The following is a 20,294-nucleotide window of genomic DNA, read 5'->3' as shown; positions in this document are numbered from 1 at the left end:
CCATCAGCAATGCCGCTGATATCGCCTTTCCGAATGCTCCCCCGGGGCCGTTGACGGGCCCTCTCGGTCTGTTTTCCATACGGTTTTCTACCGCCCGTTTCCTTGCAGTTCCTCGGTCGATGTGCACGGGCGGCGCACAGACTTCCGGTACGAAGCATTCCGTTTCCCCCGGCCCCCACGCTCCGTCGCTCAGCGTGACAAAGGCTGGACGCGCGCCGCCCGCCGTGCTTTCTAGCAGGCCGGATGGCGTGCACGCGACCCAGGTCGGACGAGAGAGTCAGGGGGTGGGGCGAGAGATGAACCAGGTGGTAACTTTCGCACCGACTGTTTTCACGGGGGATCAAAACTGGGGAATTCTCTATGTCGAAACGGAGTGGGCACAGCCATGCCCACAGACGAATACGCACGGCGATGCGCTGGTCACTGCCGGCGCTCGCCGTGTCGCTTCTGCTGACCGGCCTTCCGGCCATGACCCCGGACGCCCGCGCGGCCGGCGGCACCCTGCCCGCATTGCAGAAGCTCGTGAACGTGCCGGGCGAACCGGCCGAGAAGGGTTCCGGTTCCAGCCGGGTACCGAAGCGGACCTGGACCGGGTCCCCCTCGGTGACCTGGCCGGAGGCCGACTCCGCCGAGGTCCGGCTGGTGGCGGCCGGCGGCACCACGGCCCCGCGTGTCCGCGCCGGCTCGCTGCCGGTCCGCCTGGCCGCCGCCACCGGGGACCGCACGGAGGCCGAACGGCCCGTCACCGCCCGGGTCGAGGTCGCCGGCCGTGCGGCCACCGACAAGGCCGGCGTCGACGGCGTCCTGCTGAAGGTCGGCCGTACCGACCGGACCCCGGCGGCCGCGCCGGTGCGCGTCGAGCTCGACTACAAGGGGTTCCGCAACGCCTACGGCGGCGGCTGGGGTTCCCGGCTGACGTTCGTCGCGCTGCCCGCGTGCGCGCTGACGACACCCGACAAGGCCGAGTGCCGCACGCGCACACCGGTCACCACGGCCAACGACCCGGTGAAGGGCACCCTGACGGCCACCGTCGAGGCACCCCCGGCCACGACGGCCACCGCCACGGGCGCATCGGCCACGACGGCGTCGGCCGTGTCCGCGCGGACCGCGGCGAAGACGTCAGGCGCCGCCGGGGCCATGGTGCTGGCCGCGACAGCGGCGCCCAACGGCCCGTCCGGTGACTACCGCGCCACCTCCCTCAGCCCCTCCGGCTCCTGGCAGGCGGGCGGTTCCTCGGGCGACTTCACCTGGTCGTACCCGATGGAGATCCCCTCCTCGATGGGCGGCCCCGGCCCGACCCTCGGGCTGAGCTACTCCTCCGCGAGCGTCGACGGCCGCTCCTCCGCGTCCTCGCAGCAGAGCAGCTGGGTCGGTGACGGCTGGGACACCGGCGCCAACTTCATCGAGCGCCAGTTCGTCCCGTGCTCCAACGACCGCAAGGAGGGGTCGGGGTACAACAACCCCAAGCACCCCACCGGCGACCTGTGCCAGGGACCACCGGTCGTCACCCTGTCGCTGAACGGCAGCTCCACACAGCTCGTCCTCGACGACACGACGAAGAAGTGGGTCCCCGCCGGGGACGACGGCTCACGCGTCGAACTCCTCAGGGGCGCCGCCAACGGCGACGAGGAGAAGGAGTACTGGCGCGTCACCAACGAGGAGGGCGTGCAGTACTACTTCGGCAGGGACCGGCTGCCCGGCTGGTCCTCCGGCAAGCCGGAGACCAACTCCGCCTGGTCCGTGCCGGTGTACGGCAACCACGCGGGCGAGCCCTGCCACAAGACCGCGTACGCCGACTCCGTCTGCGACCAGGTGTACCGCTGGAACCTCGACTACGTCGTGGACCTGCGGGGCAACGCCATGACGTACTGGTACGGCAAGGAGCGCAACCACTACGGCTCCGCCGTCACCCGCGAGGGCAAGTCCACCAACCGCGGCTACGACCGCGGCGGCTGGCTCAAGCGCATCTCCTACGGCCTGCGCGACGACGACCTGTTCGCCGCCGCCCCGGCCCAGGTGACCTTCGAGGTCGCCGAACGCTGCGTCAAGACCACCACGTTCGACTGCGACGAGGACAAACTCACCTCCGAGGCCAAGTGGGAGGTCACCCGCAACTGGCCCGACGTGCCCGCCGACCAGCTGTGCGCCGAGGGCAAGGAGTGCAAGGACCGCTACGCGCCCACGTTCTTCACCCGCAAGCGGCTGACCTCGATCACCACGGAGATCCTCCGGGACGGCAAGCACCAGCCGGTCGACACCTGGGCCCTCACCCAGGACTTCAAGTCCACCGGTGACGGCGGCGTCGCGGGCGACTACCCGCTGTGGCTCGACGCCATCCAGCACACCGGCAGGAACGGCACACCGGTCTCCCTGCCCCCGGTGACCTTCCGGGGCAAACAACTGCCCAACCGGGTCGACAACGACAGCGACGGCAACCCGCCGTTCCTGCGCTGGCGCGTGGAGACCGTCCAGACCGAGACGGGCGCCCGCATCGCGGTCGAGTACGCCGAACCGGAGTGCTCCACCGAGACCGATCCCAAGAAGCTCCCGGCCGCGCCGCACACCAACACCATGCGCTGCTACCCGGTCGTCAACGAGGTCCCCGACCCCACCGACGAGACCGGTCTGAAGAAGAAGTACTTCACCGACTGGTTCCACAAGCACCGCGTCGACGAGATCCGCGAGGAGGACAAGAACGGCACCTCGCCGACGAAGGTCACCACCTTCCAGTACCTCGGCGACCCCGCCTGGGCCTACGACGACGACAGCGAGCTGCTCAGCGAGAAGGCCCGCACCTGGTCGCAGTGGCGCGGCTACGGGAAGGTGCGCACGCTCGTCGGCACCGCACCGGACAAGCGCTCCCAGGTGGAGACGGTCTACTTCCGCGGCATGGACGGCGACAGGCTGCCCACCGGCAAGCGCGAGGTGACGGTCAAGGACAGCGAAGGCGGCACGGTCGACGACCACAAGCTGTTCGCCGGCCAGATCCGCGAGTCGCTCTACTACGACGGCGAGGGCGGCCCCCTCCAGTCCGCCACCCTCTACACCCCCTGGGTACGCGGCCCCACCGCCACCCGCAAGCGCACCGAGGGCGCCGAGCCGCTGCAGGCCTGGATGGCCGGCACCAGCAGGATCGCCTCCCGCACCATCCTGTCGGACAACCGCGGCCAGCGCCGCACGGCCGTCGAGCACGCCTACGACAGCCGCGGCCGTCTGGACCACACCACCGACCGCGGCGACCTGTCCCGCGGCGACGACGACACCTGCACCCGCTACGAATACGTCAACGACGCGGGCAAGCACGTGTACACGCCGCAGAAGCGCGTGGAGACGCTCACCACGTCCTGCGACGCCAAGGACATCGCCCGGCCGGCCGACGTCGGCAGCGACAAGGTCATGTCGTACGACGCGGTCTACAACGTCACCAAGGTCGAGTCCCTGGCCGACTACAAGGACGGCAAGCCGGTCTACCGGCTGGACGGCTCCTCCACCTTCGACAAGTACGGCCGCATCACGTCCACGACGGACATCCACGACAACACCACACGCACGGCCTACGTTCCCGCGTCGGGCTCGTTGCCGGTCAAGACGGTCGTCACCAACCCCAAGGGCCACACCGACACCACCGAGCTGGACCCCGCACGCGGCCTGGCGCTCGCCAAGGAGGACACCAACAAGCGCCGTCAGGTGCTGGAGTATGACGCGCTCGGCCGTCTGGTGAAGACCTGGTCGCCCGACCGCGATCCGGCCACCCAGACCCCGGACGCCGAGTTCGCTTACACCGTCACCCCGGACGCGCCCGTCGTCATCACGACCAAGAAGCTCCTCGAGCGCGGTGACCACCAGGTCACGTACGACATCTACGACGGCGCCCTGCGTCTGCGCCAGACCCAGCAGCCGGCGCTCGACGGCGGCCGGGTCATCACCGACACCTTCTACGACAGCCGCGGCCTGATCTGGAAGGAGAACGGCGCCCACTTCAACGACAAGGACCCCTCGCCCGAGCTGTGGATCTCGGACGACAACAAGGTCCCGGCCTCCACCCGCACCGAGTACGACGGCCAGGGCCGCCCGGTCGCCACCATCGCCCGCAAGTTCGGTGAGGAGACCTGGCGCACCACCACCACGTACGGCGGCGACTGGGTCGCGGTGGATCCGCCGAAGGGCGAGATCCCCACGATGTCCCTCGTCGACGCCCGGGGCCGCAAGACGGAGCTGCGCCAGTTCAAGGGCGAGGGTCCGACGGGCGCGTACGACAGGACGACGTACACGTACGAGCGTCGCGGCATGCTGGAGTCCGTCACGGACCAGGCCGGCAATGAATGGTCGTACAAATACGACCTGCGGGGCCGCGCGTACGAGACGAAGGACCCCGACAAGGGGATCACGAGGACCACGTACGACGACGCCGACCGCATCCTGACCACCACGGACGGCCGTGACCCGGCGAAGACGATCGCGTACGCGTACGACACGCTGAACCGGCCCGTCGCGACGTACGAGGGCTCCCTCAAGGGGCGCAAGCTCACCGAGCAGACCTACGACACCCTCCCGGGCGCCGTCGGCATGCCGGTCACGACGATCCGCTACGTCGACGGCAACGCCTACAAGCAGGAAGTCACGGGCTACGACGAGGAGTACCGCCCTCTCGGCTCCAAGATCACCATCCCGGAGTCCGAGGGCAAGCTCGCCGGCGAGTACGTGTACAGCAACACGTACACCAAGACGACCGGCATGCCCCAGACGATGACGCAGCCGGCCGTCGCCGGCCTGCCGAAGGAACGGACGTCGGTCGGCTACAACGGCTTCGACATGGTCACCACGATGGCCGTCGCGGGCAAGACGTTCGTGGCGGGCACGGAGTACACACCGCTCGGTGACGTCGTCCGGACCCGGGTCGGCCCGGCGGGCAAACAGCTCGTCACGAGCCGCGAGTTCGACGAGCAGACCCGCCGCCCGCTCCGTACGGTCTTCGATCAGGAGGTCGGCACGACGGGCACGGCCCGGATCAGCGACGTCCGCACGGCGTACGACGACTCCGGCAACATCCTGAAGATCACGGACGCCCAGGGCCCGAACCCGACGGCGGCCACGACGGACACGCAGTGCTTCGCGTACGACTACCTGCGCCGGATGACCGAGTCCTGGACGTCGGCGAAGGCCGACGAGTGCGCCAACCCGGCGGCGGGCCCCTCGGCCGGGCCGCGGGTCGGGGGACCGGACCCGTACTGGACGTCGTACACGTTCGACGCGGCCGGCAACCGGAAGACGGAGGTCAAGCACGACGTCACCGGTGACACCACCAAGGACGTCACGCGCGAGTACGAGTACGCCGAAGGCGGTTCCACCACCAGCAAGCTCCTGAAGGTCCACACCAAGGGACCCGAGGGCGAGCGCGAGGACTCCTTCGGCTACGACAAGGTCGGCAACACCACCCGCCGCACCGTCATGGGCACCACCCAGAACCTGGAATGGGATGCCGAGGGTCGCCTGGAGAAGGTGACCGAGGGCACCGGCGACGAGGCCAAGTCCACGTCATACGTCTACGACGCGGGCGGCAACCGTCTCATCCGGCGCGACCCGAACGGCACGACCCTGTACCTGCCGGGTACGGAGGTCCAGCTGGACAAGTCCGGGAACGTCGTCAAGGGCACGCGCCACTACCAGCACCCCGCCGGCCCGGCGATGATGCGCACCGCCCAGGGCGGCAAGATCACCACCGCCTATCTCCTCTCCGACCACAACGGCACGGCGACCGTGGCCGTGGACGCCGCGGCGGGCACGGTGACACGTCGCGCGTTCACCCCGTTCGGCGAGGTGCGCGGCCAGAAGCCGTCGATGTGGCCGGGCGAGAAGGGCTTCGTCGGCGGCACGATGGACGAGTCCACCGGACTCACCCACCTCGGCGCACGGGAGTACGACCCGGCGATCGGACGGTTCATCTCGGTCGACCCGATGATGGACACGGCCGAGTCGCAGACGATGAACCCGTACGCGTACGCCAACAACAGCCCGGTCACCTTCAGCGACCCGTCCGGCCAGTTCTGGGGCTTCTTCAACCTCATCAAGGCGGCCGTCAAGCTGTACAAGAAGGCCTACGCCGCACTCACCGGCGGCACCCCTCCGGCCCCCTCCAAGCCGGCGCCCAGCGTCAGCAAGAAGGACGTGGAGCGGGCCAGGTGGCTGAAGAAGCAGTCCAAGATGGACATGGTCATGCACGTGGCCAAGGAGGCGGTGAAGGAGGCCAGCGGCTACAACGACATCGTCGACTGCCTCAACGGCGCCCTGGGCACCTGCGCCATGATCGCCCTCGAGGCCGCGGTCCCGTTCGCGGGCAAGGCCAAGCGCCTCCTCAAGGCACTCGACAAGGCCTGGAGCGCCTACCGCAAGTGGGAGGACGAGGTCCGCTGGGCCACCGGCATCATCAGGCGGGCGGACGCGGACGCCAAGGCCATGGCCAAGTACACGGAGGACATGGCCGAATGGAGGAAACAGGCTGACGCCGCCAAGGCCGCGAAGAAGGCGAAAGCCGAGGAAGCCGAGGCGACAGCCGCCAAGAAGGCCGACAGCGACGGCGACGGCGGCGGAGGCGACGGCACCCAGTCCGCCGGCGAGTCCTGCCGGGTGAACAGCTTCACGCCCGAGACCCCGGTCCTGATGGCCGACGGGCGGAAGAAGCCCATCAAGGACATCAAGCCCGGCGACAAGGTGGTGGCCACCGACCCCAAGACCGGCAAGACGGCGGTCAAGGAGGTCACGGCCCTCATCATCGGCAAGGGCGCGAAGAACCTCGTCGAGATCACCATCGACACCGACGGTGAGAAGGGCGGGAAGACCGCCAAGGCCACGGCCACCGACGGCCACCCGTTCTGGGTGCCCGAACTGCGCGAATGGGTCCGCGCCACGGACCTGAAGTCCGGCGACTGGCTGAAGACGAGCGCGGGCACCCGCGTCCAGATCAGCGCCGTCAAGCGCTGGACCCAGCAGGCCACGGTCTACAACCTGACCGTCGCGGACATCCACACGTACTATGTGGTGGCGGGCGCCGCGCCGGTACTCGTCCACAACTGCGGTGACGTCGACTACGGACAGGTGCTTTCTGATGAACGGCGCACAGGAGTGACGGCCATCGTCACTCCGGCGGATCTCGGCAAGGGGTCCAAAGCCGGTCGCAGGATCATCCCTCCGGGTTTCGTCAAGAACTCCTCCGGCCACACGCGAGGTCATCTCCTTCCGCAATCATTGGGGGGTGACGGCAAGGTTCCCGCCAATATCGTCAGGACGAATTCAAAGGTGGACAACGGAGCGATGTCCGCCTTCGGTGATTCGATTGCCGCTCATGTGGCGAAGGGTAATACGATCCTGTTCCAGGCGACGCCCAGATATCTACCGGGATCGAATGTTCCGTTCCGGATCGATATAAAGGCGTTCGATGACAACGGCTGGTCCACTGCGGCCCAGTTCCTGGTCGACTGAAGGGGCTGGCGTGTTTCCGTTCGAGCTCGTGCGGTTGACCGATTTCGAAAACGAAGTCAGGATCGTTGTCCAGTCGTCAATGGATGACGCCTTCTGGGAAGCGAGAATCGAGATCACCAGCCTGTTCGTCAAAGGCAGCACTCTCCTCGTTCTCTCCCGGGCCAAGCTGGATTCCTGGGGGCAGGCACTGGAGGCGCTGTCCATGGGGCAGGACGTCACGTGGATGCGGACGGATCGCGGCCCTACGGTGAGCATCCAGCTCGAAGGCGAACGGGACTGCCCGGAGATCGTCGTGGAGGACGAATCCATCTCCATGGTGACCGTCCGCGTCCCCATCGCCGTGGAAGAGGGATGGATCGCCGACCACCGGGCACGCGTCCGCCGCTTCATCGAAAGTCTGTGACGGAAATATGGCGCAGGGGCCCCTGTGGGACGCCTCCGCGTGGACAAAGGAATAACTGGTAAATACCATTGCTGCCCCCACCGGAAAATCCGGTGGGGGCAGCAATGGTATGAGGGCGGGATCGTCGATCAGTTGAGCATTCCGGGTGGAAAACTTCAGGTGGAAAATTCCATTTCGAGGAACGGGTGTGAGGCGTTTTTCCGTACAGGGGCGCGACTGCTTCGCGCTCATCGTCCTGAGTGACCATGCCGGCTTCGATGCCATGGAAGCGGTGGAGTGGGTCGAGGGCGCACCCGGCGGGACACTGCTCGAATTCCGTATGGACGACACCTCGGCGCGGCTGAGCTTCATCCGGTCGGAAATCGACATCACCCCGCTCAGGGCGGCGGTGGACATCTTCCGGGAGGAGTTCTTCGAACCCGGATGGGCTTCCGGGGCACCCCGCCCTCCCTGGGAGGGGGGAAGCACGGTGAGAGGAGCCGAGGGACGGCCCCGAAAACAGTTTCCGCCCGTCCCGGCCGTCACCCAGACTCGGTCCCATGACGAGGTGGACCAGACAGTCCCAGCCGGGAGGCGGGCTGGTGCTGACCGTTTCGGGCCGGCCCGGCCCGCCCCCGCTGCGTTTCGAGACGGCGGACGGGGGCCTGATGCTGCTGCGGCAGCAGGACCGGCCGTTGCTGCTGGGCCGTGCGCACACCGAGGGCTGCTGCCGTGACCTCTCCCTCCACCGCCTCGGCGCCTACCGCTCCCCACTGCCGCCCCTGAGCTCCACGGCCCAGCGATCGACCCCCGACTGGGCGCACCGGTACGCCCACCGGCTGGAGGAGTCACCCGGTGTCCCGGTGCACGACGGACGCTGGCACCTGTCCCCGCGGTCCGCCTTCGCCCCGGGCATCTGGACCGAGGACCTGGTACGCGACTGGCCGGGCGGCAGCCTGGAGCTGTACTGCGGCGGCGGCTGGCACGGCGTCCTCCCCCTGCGCCGGCTGTCACCGCCCGACGCCCCGCGCGTGAAGGCGCACCGCAAGCACGTCCGCGAGGGCACCCTGGCACCCGTACTGCTGTGGTGGGTCACCTTCCTCGACGGCTGGCTGATCCTCGATGGCCACGACCGCGCCGTCGCCGCACTGGCGGAGGGAGAGGAACCTCCGTGCCTGGAGCTCGTACGGCTGACCGGCGACGAGGAGTGGCGGCGCACCGCCGACGAGGTGACCGAGGCGTACCGGCAGCGGGCGGAACGTCCGGCCGCTCCCCATCAGCGGGCAGCCCTGGAGCGCGGGTACGCCGACACGATGGCCTCCCTGCCGTACGACGGCGCCCCCACCCTCACCTGGCCCCTGGCCGGAGGCCCCGTGGCCTGGGACGACCTCGCCGCCCGCGCGGTGCTTGAATGCCCCCGTGACTGATTACGACGTGGTGCGTGTCTTCTGCGGGCCCCGTGGCGGGTACGGCAACGAACTCGGTGTCGTGCGCAACGGCTCCGTGATGCCCGAGCGGGAGGAGCGGCAGGAGTTCGCCGCGAAGCTGGGGTTCAGTGAGACCGTGTTCGTCGACGACCCCGAGCGCGGAGTGATCGACATCTACACCCCCACCCTGCGCCTGCCCTTCGCCGGCCACCCCTGCGTCGGTGCGGCCTGGCTCCTCGACGTGCCCGAACTGGTCGTGCCGGCCGGGGTGATGGGGGCCCGGCAGGACGGGGAGTTCTGCTGGATCGAGGCACGGGCGGAGTGGGCGCCGCCGCGCACCCTGCGCCAGTACGCGAGCGCCGCCGAGGTGGACGACCTGCCGGTGCCGCCGAAGGGGGAGTGGATCTACGCCTGGGCCTGGCTGGACGAACCGGCCGGCCGTATCCGGGCCCGCGCCTTCCCCGGCCGCGACGACGGCATCGACGAGGACGAGGCGACGGGCGCCGCGGCCCTCCTCCTCACCGACCGCCTGGGCCGCGCCCTGAACATCACCCAGGGCACGGGCTCCCAGATCCTCACCGCCCCCCAGCCGGAGGGCTGGACGGAGATCGGCGGCCGCGTCTACCTGGAACGCTGACCGCTCCACTGCGCGACGAAGACGCCTCCTCCCCGAAAGAGACCACCAAGTCGGCGCGATCTTTGCTGTCCAGGCCGAAACATGATCTCGAGGGAGCCGCACGCGAGTTCTCGATATGCGGAACGCCGCACCTCACTTTTTGGACAGCGCACGCTGCACGTATTACCACTATCAGCCAACTCTTGACCTCGCCCTGTGATTAGACATGTGCGCTCGGCTACACATTTTGATCACAGCTGCTTCAGATGTGGCCGTTGGGGTGGGAGTTCTGTATGCGTGTGCGGTGGCTCAGCGCTGCCTTGATGGCAGTAGTGGTCGCTGGTTCCGGGCTGACCAGCTCGGTTGCTCCAGCGGCCGCGGCGGCGGCGTGTCCTTCGGGGGTGGAGTCGGACTTCAACGGCGATGGCGTCAGGGACACGGCGATCGCCGACCCGGAGGCGACAGTGGGCGGCCAGGAGCGGGCCGGGGAAGTCCACATCGTTTACGGCGGTGACAAAGGTGTTCTGAGCCTCGGCCAGGAGTCACCCGGTGCTCCCGGTGCCGCCGAGCCGGGGGACCAGTTCGGTTCCGCGCTGGCGGTCTACGACGCGAACCTTGACGGGTGCAGCGACCTGGTGGTCGGTATTCCGTACGAGGATCTGTCGGTGACCGCGACATCGGGTGAAACGGTGAACTACCGCGACGCCGGACTGGTGCAGCTCTACTACGGTGCTCCCGCCGGGCTGGGAACCGGCCTCGCCGTGAAGTAGATCAGTGAAGGCGAGGGCAACCACCTGAGCGGGGCCGGTCTCCACCCAGTACGACTCCCTGTCACGGCCCACGTTCACGTGGGAGGGCGAGCCGACGACCGGCACCAAGCTCACCGAGACCCGGTATGACAAAGCCGGCTGGCTCGGTCACGCCTGGGCCTCCATGCGCTATGTGACCGCGACCAAGTACATCGGCTCCATGGTCACCTCGATGGACGATTTCTACCGGCCGTTGAAGACCACCTACGCCGTGCCCACCACCGAGGGCGCGCTCGCCGGGACGTACGAGTTCGCCACCTCCTACAACCGCGACGGCACCGTCAGCGGCACCGGACTGCCCGCCGCCGGAGGCCTGCCCGCCGAATCCCTCTACTACGGCTACGACGAACTCCAGCGCCCCACCACCCTCAAGGGAGCCACCCCCTACGTCACCGGCACCACCTACTCAGGCATCAGCCAGATCATGGGCATGGAGCTCTACACCGGCAGCGGGAAGAAGGTCGGCCAGACCTTCGAGTACGAGGCCGGAACCGGCCGACTGCGCACCGCGACGGTCGACATAGCCGGTGCCACTGCTCCCGCCAAGCGGTCCTCCTACTCCTATGACCAGGCCGGCAACGTCCTGTCGATCTCCGACACCGCCGACACCGGCTCCACGGCGACCACCGACGTCCAGTGCTTCGCCTACGACACCGGCGCCCGCCTCAAGGACGCCTGGACCCCCGCCGCCACCGCCACCACCGCCCAAGGCGCGGGCACCGTCGGCAGCAACGGGCTCGGTGCCTCCAGGCCCTCCGCCTGCGACGCCGCACCCGGCACGAACGCGCTGGGCGGACCCGCCGCGTACTGGAAGTCCTACACCGTCGACTCGATCGGCAACCGCACCCAGGAAGTCATCCACGACATCGGCCGGGACGCGGCCAAGGACATCACCCGCACCTACACCTACGGCGGCGCGGGCGCCGCGGGCGACGGCCCGCACCAGGTCACCAAGGTCGTGGAGAAGACTCCGACCGGCGAAAGCCAGTCCACCTACACCTACGACGACGCCGGCAACACCACGACCCGTGTGATCGGCGGCAACACCCAGACCCTCGACTGGAACGCCACCGGTCAGCCCGCCAAGATCAAGACTTCGGAGGGCGACACCACCTTCGTCTACGGTCCCGACGGCTCACGCATGATCCGCAAGGATCCCAAGGCCACGACCGTCTACCTGCCCGGCATGGAGCTCTCCCTCGCCGCCGGCTCCAGCACCGTCAAGGCCACCCGCTACTACAGCCACGCGGGCCAGACCATCGCCATACGCACCAGCGACGACAAGCTGTCCTTCCTGGCCTCCGACCACCACGGCACCGGCGAACTCGCCATCGACGCCGCCACCGGCGCCGTCACCCAGCGCCGCTCCGACCCGTACGGCGTCGACCGCGGCAAGGCGAGCGGGACCTGGCCGGGCGAGAAGGGCTTCGTCGGCGGCACCATCGACGCCTCCACCGGCCTCACCCACATCGGCGCCCGCTCCTACGACGCCCAACTCGGCAAATTCATCTCCGTCGACCCGGTCATCGACTACACCCGCCCCCAGCAGATCAACGGCTACGCCTACGCCGACAACACTCCCGTCACCCTCTCCGACCCCACCGGCCTGTACGCGGACTGCGGCGCTTATGACCCCCGGAGCTGCTCCCGCAAGCCGGTTGGGAACGGCGCCGATGTGAGGGAAGCCGAGGCGGAGAAGGTCCGGGACAAGGCCGTAGCGAACCAAGCAGCCGCTGAGCAGGAGTTTTCCTCCGCCAAACAGCGCACCGTCCAGGCGGCCAAGGCCTTCGTCGAGATCCTCAAGGATGAGCTGGGCATCAACGCCGCACTCGACTGCGTCTCCACCGGAGACGTCGGCGCCTGCGGTGAGACCCTCCTCAACATCGCCGGAAGCTTCGCCGGCGGCATGGCCGGAAAGCTCCTCGCGAAATACGGCGCCCGCTGGGAGTGGAACAAGGGATACCAGCTCGTCAAACGTGTCGTCGGCCTTGTCGACGACATCGTCGGCGGCGCGATGGACATGCTCAGCGCCTCCCGCAAGGTCACCAAGGCGAAGCAGGCGATGGCCCGAGCGGAATCAGCCCTCGCCGCGGCGAAGAAACGCGCGGCAGAAGCTGACTCCGGGTCCGGGATAACGTGCGACAAGCACAGCTTCCTGCCCAAGACGAAGGTCCTGGCCGCGAACGGCAAGACCAAGTCGATCAAGGACGTCAAGCTCGGCGACAAGATCATCGCCACTGACCCCAAGACCGGCAAGACCACCGTCCGCGAAGTCGTCCGCACCATCACCACCGAGGACGACAAGTACTTCGTCGACCTCACCATCACCACGAAGCAGGAAGGCCCGGACAACAAGACGGGAGAGAAGACCGCAGGCAAGGCGGACGGCAACTCCTCGACGGCCACCCTCACCTCCACCGTCAACCACCCCTTCTGGTCCCCCTCGGCGAAGCGCTGGATCGAAGCCGGCGACCTCGAGCCCGGCATGACCCTCCGCACCGCCGACGGAGGCACCGCCACCCTCACCGACACCCGCACCTTCGAGCAGCGCCAGCGCACCCACGACCTCACCATCCGTGACGTCCACACGTACTATGTGCTGGCCGGGGCTACGCCGGTACTTGTTCACAACTGTGATGGTTCCCTTCCTCGCCACAGGTCGATATGCGACTGCGCTAATGGAGGTAAGCCGCAAATGATGCGCGGCCCCAAGCCGGCTGGCACGGGGCCGCATAACCTGAAGATCGCCGAAATTGCCGACCGGGTAACGGATGGTCAGGTGATTGCGGGAGGAGGTAGATTGCCTGAACGTGAGTTTGCCACGCCAGGTGGATTCAAGGATGCTCGTCGGCCGGACATCCTGGTGGAGCGGCCAGACGGCACCCAATACGGAATCAATGTTGGAAAACGAACGATGCGGTCCGGAGCCCCGATCAAGCGAGAAGCGGAAGCATTGCAAGACCTCGAAGGGATCGGAATGGAGATGCATTTCGTTGCTTACAATTAGCGAGTCTCGATGAAAGTAACACTCCAGTTTCATGGTAGCCGCCGCGAGATATACGTTATGGCTTGGGAGTGGGCCCGAGAGTTGGGGATGCTCCTGGCTGAGGAGCGCTTCGCCCCCACCTACCAAGTGAAACTGGTAGGTGGGGGGCAGGGGTCAGGAGTCACTCCGGAGTGTGGTGATGACGTTCGCCGCATTTCTTTGAATCCATCCCCAGTCGACCTGAATGCCGCTTCATCCCTCGAGTATTCGAAAAGGAATCCGGATTCTCTGTTCATTACCCTTGGTGGGCAGTCGGACGCCATCTTGCGAGAGTCTGTTCTTTCGGCCATGACTGACGAATTGTCTCTGGCGGCAGCCTGGAATAAGCTTCGAGAGCGTGCCAGGAAAACCATGTTCGCAGGAGCCTGGGCGGAGAACGCTATGTCGGGTGCTCGATCGCGGGTGGCGAACCATTACTACACGGAAGAAGCCAAGTGTCTTGCGGACGCTGGTGTGACACTGATGGGTGGGACGGATTGGATTAAATACCAGCTTGACTAGCGCAGTCCTTATGTGGCCCGTTAACCATGCAGGTGTTTTCAGAACGTCCACAGGGGCCTTGGCCCAAACCCTGGACATGGATATGCGGCTTGCGCCGACGTAGTTGATATCGTTCGGAAGGTGTTTCCGTAGATGATCGGGCTGAGCTGGACGAGGCAGGCTTCGCGTTCGCTGGACCAATGCTTTCGGCCCTGGAGTGTCTCGCGTTTGAACGTTGCGTTGAAGGAATCGACGAATGCATTGTCCGCCAAGTTGCCGATCGCGCTCATGGACTGACGGAATCCGGCCCGGCGGCAGGCAGCGGCGAACACGCCGCTGGTATATCTACTGGGCGCCGTAGCCGGTGTGCAGGACCGCGTCGGCAAAGACGAGGTGACGGGCGCCGCGGCTTTCCTCCTCGCCGACCGCCTGGGCCGGGCCCTGAACATCGCCCAGGGCACGGGCTCCCAGATCCTCACCGCCCCCCAGCCGGAGGGCTGGACGGAGATCGGCGGCCGGGTGTACCTGGAGCGCTGATGGTGCCGGGGCGGAGCCGTTCGCCGGTCCGGGCCCGGACGAGGAGGACGGCGAGTCTCAGCGATCGACAACCCGGCGTGCGGCCGCAGGCCAGGACCCTGTGCCGACGATGTGCTCCACGAGCCGCAACGCCTCATCGATGGGAACGGTGTCCCGGTCCGGGTACGCGTCGTGCTGCCCGTCGGACAGAATGAACCCGTGGCTGAGGCCCTCGGCTCCCGGGTCCACGGCATGCTCGCCGGGATCGCCCTCGCCGTCCAGCAGCATCACCATCGCCCGCTCGGTGTTCGTCACAAAGGTCAGCGACCGGCCGGACGAACTGGTCAGCCACGTTTCGAACTGGCCCCTGTCACACCTCGCCCGAAGCATTGCCGACACCGCTCCGGACGGTACAGGGGTGGTGCTGCCGTCATCGATCACCCAGGACTCGACCATGAGCACGACGATCTCACGTGCCACATGGCGGGCGTAACGGGCAGGGCGGACGCCTCACCTGGACATGATGAGGCGGCGTACTCTCGGCCAGCCCATCACAAGGAGGGCGCCAAATCCCGTTACATGGAATTGTGCCGGAATCATCCTCGACGGCCATGACTATTTGGGACGCTGACCGCTCCACTGTGTGACAAAGACGTCCCAGGCGTTCCGCCCGAAGGGGATCACCGGGCCGCCCGGGTTCTTGCTGTCGCGGACGGGGGCGAGGGCGGGGATGTTGTGGGCGAGTTCCAGGCAGTCGCCCTGTCCGCCGCTGTGACTGCTCTTGCGCCATATCGCCGTGTCGGTGGCCGCATGGTCGAGGGCTTCGTGGTTCATGGCCTGTACTCCTTGACGACGCGCTGGATGAGCGCGAGTGATTCCGTAGGGGGCAATGCTGCCATTCGAGCGTCGTCGAAGAGCGCTCGGTAACACGCCACTTCGGTCTCCCTCTCCATCCAGATGTTGCCGGTGGGCGTCTCCGTGAGGACCAGGTCGAGTGACCCCATCTGCGGAAAGGAGAGCAGCAGGTACGGGCCGTACATGCTCGAGTGCGCACCACGGGAGAACGGGAGCACCTGGATCGTGACGTTGGGCCGCTGCGCCATGGCCAAGAGGTGGTGCAGCTGTGCCCTCATCACGTCGGTGCCGCCCACCTGTTGATGCAGAACACCTTCCGCCAGCACCGCCCAGTACTCGATGGGGCTTTCGCCGGCGAGCCGTTCCTGGCGGGTGAGGCGCACCCGTACGAACTGGTCGATCTCCTCGGGGGTCTGCCAGGCCCGTGAAGCGACAGTCACAGCCCGTCCGTACTCCTCCGTCTGCAAGAGCCCGGGAATCAGCTGTACCTGATACGTCCGGATGCCGGCGCAGATGGACTCCATCTCGATCTGATCGATGTAGGTGTCGCTGAGCACGGACGCGTACGGGTGCCACCAGCCCTCCCTGCGCCGCCGCAGCGTCCCCCGCGCCCGGGCGCTGCTGCACGCCGTGCTCGGCGGCTGGGGTGTGGGTCAGGAGACGCTGGACAGCGCCGAGTTGGTGTTGTCGGAGCTGGTCACCAACGCGCTGCGCGTTCCCGTGCCGGGTGACCGGCAGGTGGGTGTGCGGGTCAGCCGTTCCGTGGCGGACGGGATGCTGCGGATCGAGGTGAGCGACGCCGGGAGCGGGCGGCCCGAGGTGCGGGAGCCCGGGGAGGACGAGACCGGCGGACGGGGGCTGCTGCTCGTCGCGGCGCTCGCGCACCGCTGGGGTCATGAGGTGCGCCCCGGCGGGATCGGCAAGACGGTGTTCGCGGAGCTGAAAGCTCCGGACATCGTGGCCGGACCCGAGGTGCGCGAGGTGGCGGCGGTCATGGTCCGGACAGGGCAGGAGGTACGGGTGTGGGGGGAGTGGCGCACCGTGCGGCACGTGCGCGGTGATCGGTACGCGGCCGGCGGTCCCGCCGTGGTGCTGGAGTTCGACGAGGGCCCCGCGCTGAGGGTGCACGCGGCCGAGCCGTTGGCCGTACGGACGGGAACGAGCGGCGGATGATGTGGCGCAGTGCACATGTGACAGTGGGGAGAGGGGTGGCAGGGTGATCACGCGGATCGAGGTCGACGGGTACAGGTCGTGGACGTTCGTCACCCCCTGGAGTACGAACGTACCCGGAACAAAAGGGGCCAGGACAGGCAGGCCGGGGCGTGCCAGGCTTGAGCCATGACGGCAGCGCACGACTACGAGCACCTGCACCACCTGGTTGACCGGCTGAGCCCGACCCAGGTGCGGCGCTTGCGGCTGATCATCACTGAGGACGAGGAACTCTCCCAGGTCGACCAGCAGATCCCGGACGCGGCCGGAGGGGGCGATGACGGTGACCTCCTGCCCGCCGGCTTCCTCGCACTGTCCGGCAGTATCGAAGCACCAGCCGACTATGCCGAGCGACACGACGACTACATCCGTGAGCGCACGGAACGCGAGCGGAGCGCCGGCGAGTGATCACCACGGTCCTCGACACCGGCCCGCTGGTGGCGTTTTTCAACGCCAGGGACAAGCACCACGAGAACTGCGTCGCCTTCTTCTCCCAGCTACGGGGCCGCAGGCTGCTCCCCGTCACAGTGCTGGCCGAGGTGAGCTGGCAGCTGGAACACTGGCCGCGTATCGAAGCTGCCTTCGTCGAGCATGTTGCCATGGGCTTCTTCGAACTTGTCAATCTCACCTCGGACGACCTGCTGCGAGTCAGCAAGCTGATCACCACATACGCCGGCTTCCCCCTCGGCGCGGTCGGCGCTTCCGTCATCGCCGTTGCGGAACGGTACGAGGTCGACCGGATCGCCACCCTTGATCACCGCCATTTCCGAGCTGTCAAGCCGCATCACGTGTCCGCCTTGGCCTTGCTGCCGTAGGGATGAGATCACCAGCCTGTTCGCCAAGGGTGGCACTCTCCTGGCCCTCTCTTGATCAGCTTGCCACCCGGATGGCGCGAGGCTCGGTGGCGCCGGCTGGAGTCACGCCGACAGAGGGAACTCCTCGCCCAGTGCCCGGAAGACCTCCGTGTTCAGCGCGAACGCCCGCTTGCACTCGCCCACGATGCGCTGCTTCTCCAGGTCGTCGACCGGGACCGCGTCCAGGAGTTCGCGGTAACCCCGCTTGAAGGCGGCCGGGTTGGCGATGTCCTCGAAGACGTAGAAGCGGACGCCGTCGCCCTTGCGGTCGAAGCCCCAGGTCTTCTCCGCCGTGCCGCGGATGATCTGGCCGCCGGAGAGGTCGCCGAGGTAGCGGGTGTAGTGGTGGGCGACGTAGCCGGACGGCCAGGTGCGGGCGCACTCGGCGACACGGGCCGCGTACGTCCGGGTGGCGGGGAGGGCGGTCAAGGTCGAGCGCCAGCCGGGGCCGCGCAGGTGGGCCAGGTCGCGTTCCAGGGAGGGCAGGCGGAAGAGTTCCGGCTGGACGAACGGGCCCGCCACCGGGTCCGACGTCAGGCTCCGCGCCCCGGACTCCAGGGCCTCGTACACGAACCACAGCTGCTCGGTGTAGCGCGCGTACGCATCCACGCCCAGCCGGCCGCCCAGCAGATCGCTCATGAACGTCGACGTCTCCGCCTCCACGTGCTGCTCGTGGGAGGCGGTGCGGATGAGGGCCGAGAAGGAGTCCATGAATCCAGATCTTCTATGGTTAGGCTTACCTAAGTCAATGGTTGCCGACGGCTTGTCGGTAACTCTCACTCTGTCACGGCACGGGAAAGCCCGCCCTCCGGAAGGAGGACGGGCCGAGGGGGCAGGGAAGTGCTACGGCGGGGGGAGGGTGGATGAATGCGGCAATCCGGCTCGTGATCGATGGGGGGACGCGATAATGGCCGTAACCGCATACCCGTCCCGAGGAGACCTCATGGGTGCGCAGCGCGCCGAGACACCCCACACGCCACTGCCCCCGCTCAGGACCGTGGCCGACATCCGGGCCGCCCTGCGCGAGGGCCGCGGTTTCCCGGGGGACAAGGAAGATTTCGAGGCCGATCTGGCTCGTGCCCTCGACGCCTCCACGGCTACCGACTTGCACCAGGTCGCCGAGGTCATCAAAACGTATGCCGGAAGTATCCGTGCCTATAGTGACCCCGAGTTCGACGACGCGCTCCAGGAAGGGCTCGATCTCATCGCCGAGATCAAGAAGGGCGGACGCGTGTGAGCCGTGCCGTCGTCGTGGTCGCGACCGCGGCGGAGAAACGCCTCCAGACGCTCGGTCCCGTTGCCCGGCAGACGGTCGAAGAGCTGCGGCGGGAGCTGTGAAGACAACCCCGGACTCGGCATCCGGCGGGGCCCGTTGCACGGCGGCGCCTCTTTGGCCGTGTACCGGACCCGACTCGAACCGCGTGAGGGGATGCCGGGCCTGACCGTCGTGTACGTGTATACACCGCAGCCGCATCCGCCGGCGGTCGCGATCATGACGATCACCCCCGACGACCCCGACGACCCCGACGACGCGGAGAACGAGACGCCGGCCTGACGGGAGCCGTCGCGGCGAAGGTGTGCGATCGCCCGGACCGGGACTGCCGGGAGTCGGTCGACACGTCCACCGGCGCCATGCCGGCACACATGTGCCGGGAAAGCCCGCTCTCCGGGGAGGGCGGGCCACAGGCCGGCGGGACGGTTACGGCAGCGTCAGGATGTCCGCGCCGGTGTCCGTCACCACCAGCGTGTGCTCGAACTGGGCTGTGCGCTTGCGGTCCTTCGTCACGACCGTCCAGCCGTCGTCCCACATGTCGTACTCGTGGGTTCCCAGCGTCAGCATCGGCTCGATGGTGAAGGTCATCCCCGGCTGCATCACCGTCGTCGCGTGCGGACTGTCGTAGTGCGGGACGATCAGGCCCGAGTGGAAGGACGAGTTGATGCCGTGGCCGGTGAAGTCACGGACCACGCCGTAGCCGAACCGCTTCGCGTACGACTCGATCACCCGGCCGATGATGTTGATCTGCCGGCCCGGCTTGACCGCCTTGATCGCGCGGGCGAGGGACTCGCGGGTGCGTTCCACCAGCAGGCGGCTCTCCTCGTCCACCTCCCCGACCAGGTACGTCGCGTTGTTGTCGCCGTGCACCCCGCCGATGTACGCCGTCACGTCCAGGTTGACGATGTCGCCGTCGCGCAGCACCGTCGAGTCCGGGATGCCGTGGCAGATCACCTCGTTGACCGACGTGCACAGCGACTTGGGGAAGCCGCGGTAGCCGAGCGTCGACGGGTAGGCGCCGTGGTCGCACATGTACTCGTGCGCCACCCGGTCCAGTTCGTCCGTCGTGACGCCGGGCGCGATCAGCTTCGCGGCCTCCGCCATCGCCCGCGCGGCGATCCGGCCCGCGGTGCGCATCGCCTCGATCGTCTCGGGCGTCTGCACCTCCGGACCGGTGTACGGCGTCGGGGCGGGCTTGCCGACGTACTCGGGACGACGGATGTTCCCGGGCACGGAACGGGTGGGGGACAGCTCCCCAGGGACGAGCAGCGACTGGCCAGACATGCCGGCGAGTCTAATTCAGCGGCGACGGGGGACCATCTTCCTGGTGAGACGGCGAGACGGTGAGAGG

Annotated in this window: 15 protein-coding genes and 1 pseudogene; 11 read left to right on the top strand and 5 right to left on the bottom strand. The window is 67.7% G+C overall.

All coding sequences use genetic code 11. The features are described from left to right. Positions 1–411: 411 nt before the first annotated feature. The 7 genes and pseudogenes from IH50_RS0109460 to IH50_RS39515 form a co-directional block, all read left to right on the top strand. Entirely contained in the window at positions 412–7,476 is a 7,065-nt protein-coding gene (locus IH50_RS0109460; RefSeq protein WP_051767226.1) for a polymorphic toxin-type HINT domain-containing protein, read from the top strand. A 10-nt stretch (positions 7,477–7,486) separates the two neighbouring features. Further along, positions 7,487–7,879, top strand: a complete 393-nt coding sequence (locus IH50_RS0109455; RefSeq protein WP_030859311.1) for a DUF5959 family protein — start codon at positions 7,487–7,489, stop codon at positions 7,877–7,879. A 539-nt stretch (positions 7,880–8,418) separates the two neighbouring features. After that, on the top strand, positions 8,419–9,285 hold the full coding sequence (locus IH50_RS0109450; protein WP_037872196.1) for a hypothetical protein: 867 nt from the start codon (positions 8,419–8,421) through the stop codon (positions 9,283–9,285). Further along, positions 9,278–9,922 carry a PhzF family phenazine biosynthesis protein gene (locus IH50_RS0109445; RefSeq protein WP_030859306.1) on the top strand — a complete coding sequence of 215 codons (645 nt, stop codon included), beginning with the start codon at positions 9,278–9,280 and terminating at the stop codon, positions 9,920–9,922. Before IH50_RS0109450 ends, IH50_RS0109445 begins: the two co-directional genes overlap by 8 nt. Positions 9,923–10,200: 278 nt before the next feature. Next, positions 10,201–10,671: a hypothetical protein gene (locus tag IH50_RS0109440; protein WP_199822060.1), complete on the top strand. Its 471-nt coding sequence runs from the start codon at positions 10,201–10,203 to the stop codon at positions 10,669–10,671. A 172-nt stretch (positions 10,672–10,843) separates the two neighbouring features. Then, positions 10,844–13,717, top strand: coding sequence for an RHS repeat-associated core domain-containing protein (locus IH50_RS0109435; RefSeq protein ID WP_234328118.1), 2,874 nt, complete (start codon positions 10,844–10,846; stop codon positions 13,715–13,717). Between the two features lie 906 nt (positions 13,718–14,623). Continuing rightward, a pseudogene (locus IH50_RS39515) lies at positions 14,624–14,773 on the top strand (PhzF family phenazine biosynthesis protein); the annotation flags it as partial. A gap of 57 nt (positions 14,774–14,830) precedes the next feature. On the opposite strand, the gene IH50_RS0109425 reads toward IH50_RS39515, so the two are convergent. The 3 genes from IH50_RS0109425 to IH50_RS0109415 all read right to left on the bottom strand — a co-directional run bounded on the left by IH50_RS0109425 (position 14,831) and on the right by IH50_RS0109415 (position 16,164). Further along, positions 14,831–15,232, bottom strand: coding sequence for a hypothetical protein (locus IH50_RS0109425; RefSeq protein ID WP_234328117.1), 402 nt, complete (start codon positions 15,230–15,232; stop codon positions 14,831–14,833). 135 nt (positions 15,233–15,367) lie between these two features. Continuing rightward, positions 15,368–15,586 (bottom strand): DUF397 domain-containing protein, encoded by a 219-nt coding sequence (locus IH50_RS37545; protein WP_037872195.1) that lies wholly within the window; start codon positions 15,584–15,586, stop codon positions 15,368–15,370. Further along, positions 15,583–16,164: a DUF5753 domain-containing protein gene (locus IH50_RS0109415; protein ID WP_199822059.1), complete on the bottom strand. Its 582-nt coding sequence runs from the start codon at positions 16,162–16,164 to the stop codon at positions 15,583–15,585. Before IH50_RS0109415 ends, IH50_RS37545 begins: the two co-directional genes overlap by 4 nt. Here IH50_RS0109415 and IH50_RS37540 point away from each other — a divergent pair. The 3 genes from IH50_RS37540 (at position 16,151) to IH50_RS0109400 (ending at position 17,631) form a co-directional block, all read left to right on the top strand. Next, entirely contained in the window at positions 16,151–16,780 is a 630-nt protein-coding gene (locus IH50_RS37540) for an ATP-binding protein (RefSeq protein ID WP_234328116.1), read from the top strand. The genes IH50_RS0109415 and IH50_RS37540 overlap by 14 nt on opposite strands. 165 nt (positions 16,781–16,945) lie before the next feature. After that, the gene (locus tag IH50_RS0109405; protein WP_234328115.1) at positions 16,946–17,224 is read left to right on the top strand and encodes a hypothetical protein; all 279 of its coding nucleotides are present in this window, start codon (positions 16,946–16,948) and stop codon (positions 17,222–17,224) included. Next, positions 17,221–17,631: a type II toxin-antitoxin system VapC family toxin gene (locus IH50_RS0109400; RefSeq protein WP_030859291.1), complete on the top strand. Its 411-nt coding sequence runs from the start codon at positions 17,221–17,223 to the stop codon at positions 17,629–17,631. The genes IH50_RS0109405 and IH50_RS0109400 overlap by 4 nt, the downstream gene beginning before the upstream one ends. 102 nt (positions 17,632–17,733) lie before the next feature. Here the strand turns inward: IH50_RS0109400 and IH50_RS0109395 are convergent, their stop codons facing one another. After that, the gene (locus IH50_RS0109395; protein WP_030859289.1) at positions 17,734–18,381 is read right to left on the bottom strand and encodes a heme oxygenase (biliverdin-producing); all 648 of its coding nucleotides are present in this window, start codon (positions 18,379–18,381) and stop codon (positions 17,734–17,736) included. 232 nt (positions 18,382–18,613) lie between these two features. On the opposite strand from IH50_RS0109395, the gene IH50_RS0109390 reads away from it, so the two are divergent. Next, complete coding sequence (locus tag IH50_RS0109390; RefSeq protein WP_030859287.1) at positions 18,614–18,907, top strand: DUF6247 family protein; 294 nt, start codon at positions 18,614–18,616, stop codon at positions 18,905–18,907. A gap of 462 nt (positions 18,908–19,369) precedes the next feature. Here IH50_RS0109390 and map read toward each other — a convergent pair whose 3' ends face one another. Then, positions 19,370–20,227, bottom strand: coding sequence for a type I methionyl aminopeptidase (map, locus tag IH50_RS0109375; RefSeq protein ID WP_030859285.1), 858 nt, complete (start codon positions 20,225–20,227; stop codon positions 19,370–19,372). Between the last annotated feature and the right edge of the window lie 67 nt (positions 20,228–20,294).

Origin of the sequence: Streptomyces sp. NRRL S-37 (assembly GCF_000721605.1) — a bacterium.
GTDB lineage: Bacteria > Actinomycetota > Actinomycetes > Streptomycetales > Streptomycetaceae > Streptomyces.
Note: the sequence above shows the minus strand (reverse complement) of the source record. Positions and strands in the feature narration are given on the sequence as shown.

Bases quoted from the DNA above. Each gene is read 5' to 3' on its own strand.
- IH50_RS0109460 (WP_051767226.1), top strand. From the start codon at position 412: ATGCGCTGGTCACTGCCGGCGCTCGCCGTGTCGCTTCTGCTGACCGGC.
- IH50_RS0109450 (WP_037872196.1), top strand. From the start codon at position 8,419: ATGACGAGGTGGACCAGACAGTCCCAGCCGGGAGGCGGGCTGGTGCTG.
- IH50_RS37545 (WP_037872195.1), bottom strand. From the start codon at position 15,586: ATGAACCACGAAGCCCTCGACCATGCGGCCACCGACACGGCGATATGG.
- IH50_RS0109405 (WP_234328115.1), top strand. From the start codon at position 16,946: ATGACGGCAGCGCACGACTACGAGCACCTGCACCACCTGGTTGACCGG.
- IH50_RS0109395 (WP_030859289.1), bottom strand. From the start codon at position 18,381: ATGGACTCCTTCTCGGCCCTCATCCGCACCGCCTCCCACGAGCAGCAC.
- IH50_RS0109390 (WP_030859287.1), top strand. From the start codon at position 18,614: ATGGGTGCGCAGCGCGCCGAGACACCCCACACGCCACTGCCCCCGCTC.
- map (WP_030859285.1), bottom strand. From the start codon at position 20,227: ATGTCTGGCCAGTCGCTGCTCGTCCCTGGGGAGCTGTCCCCCACCCGT.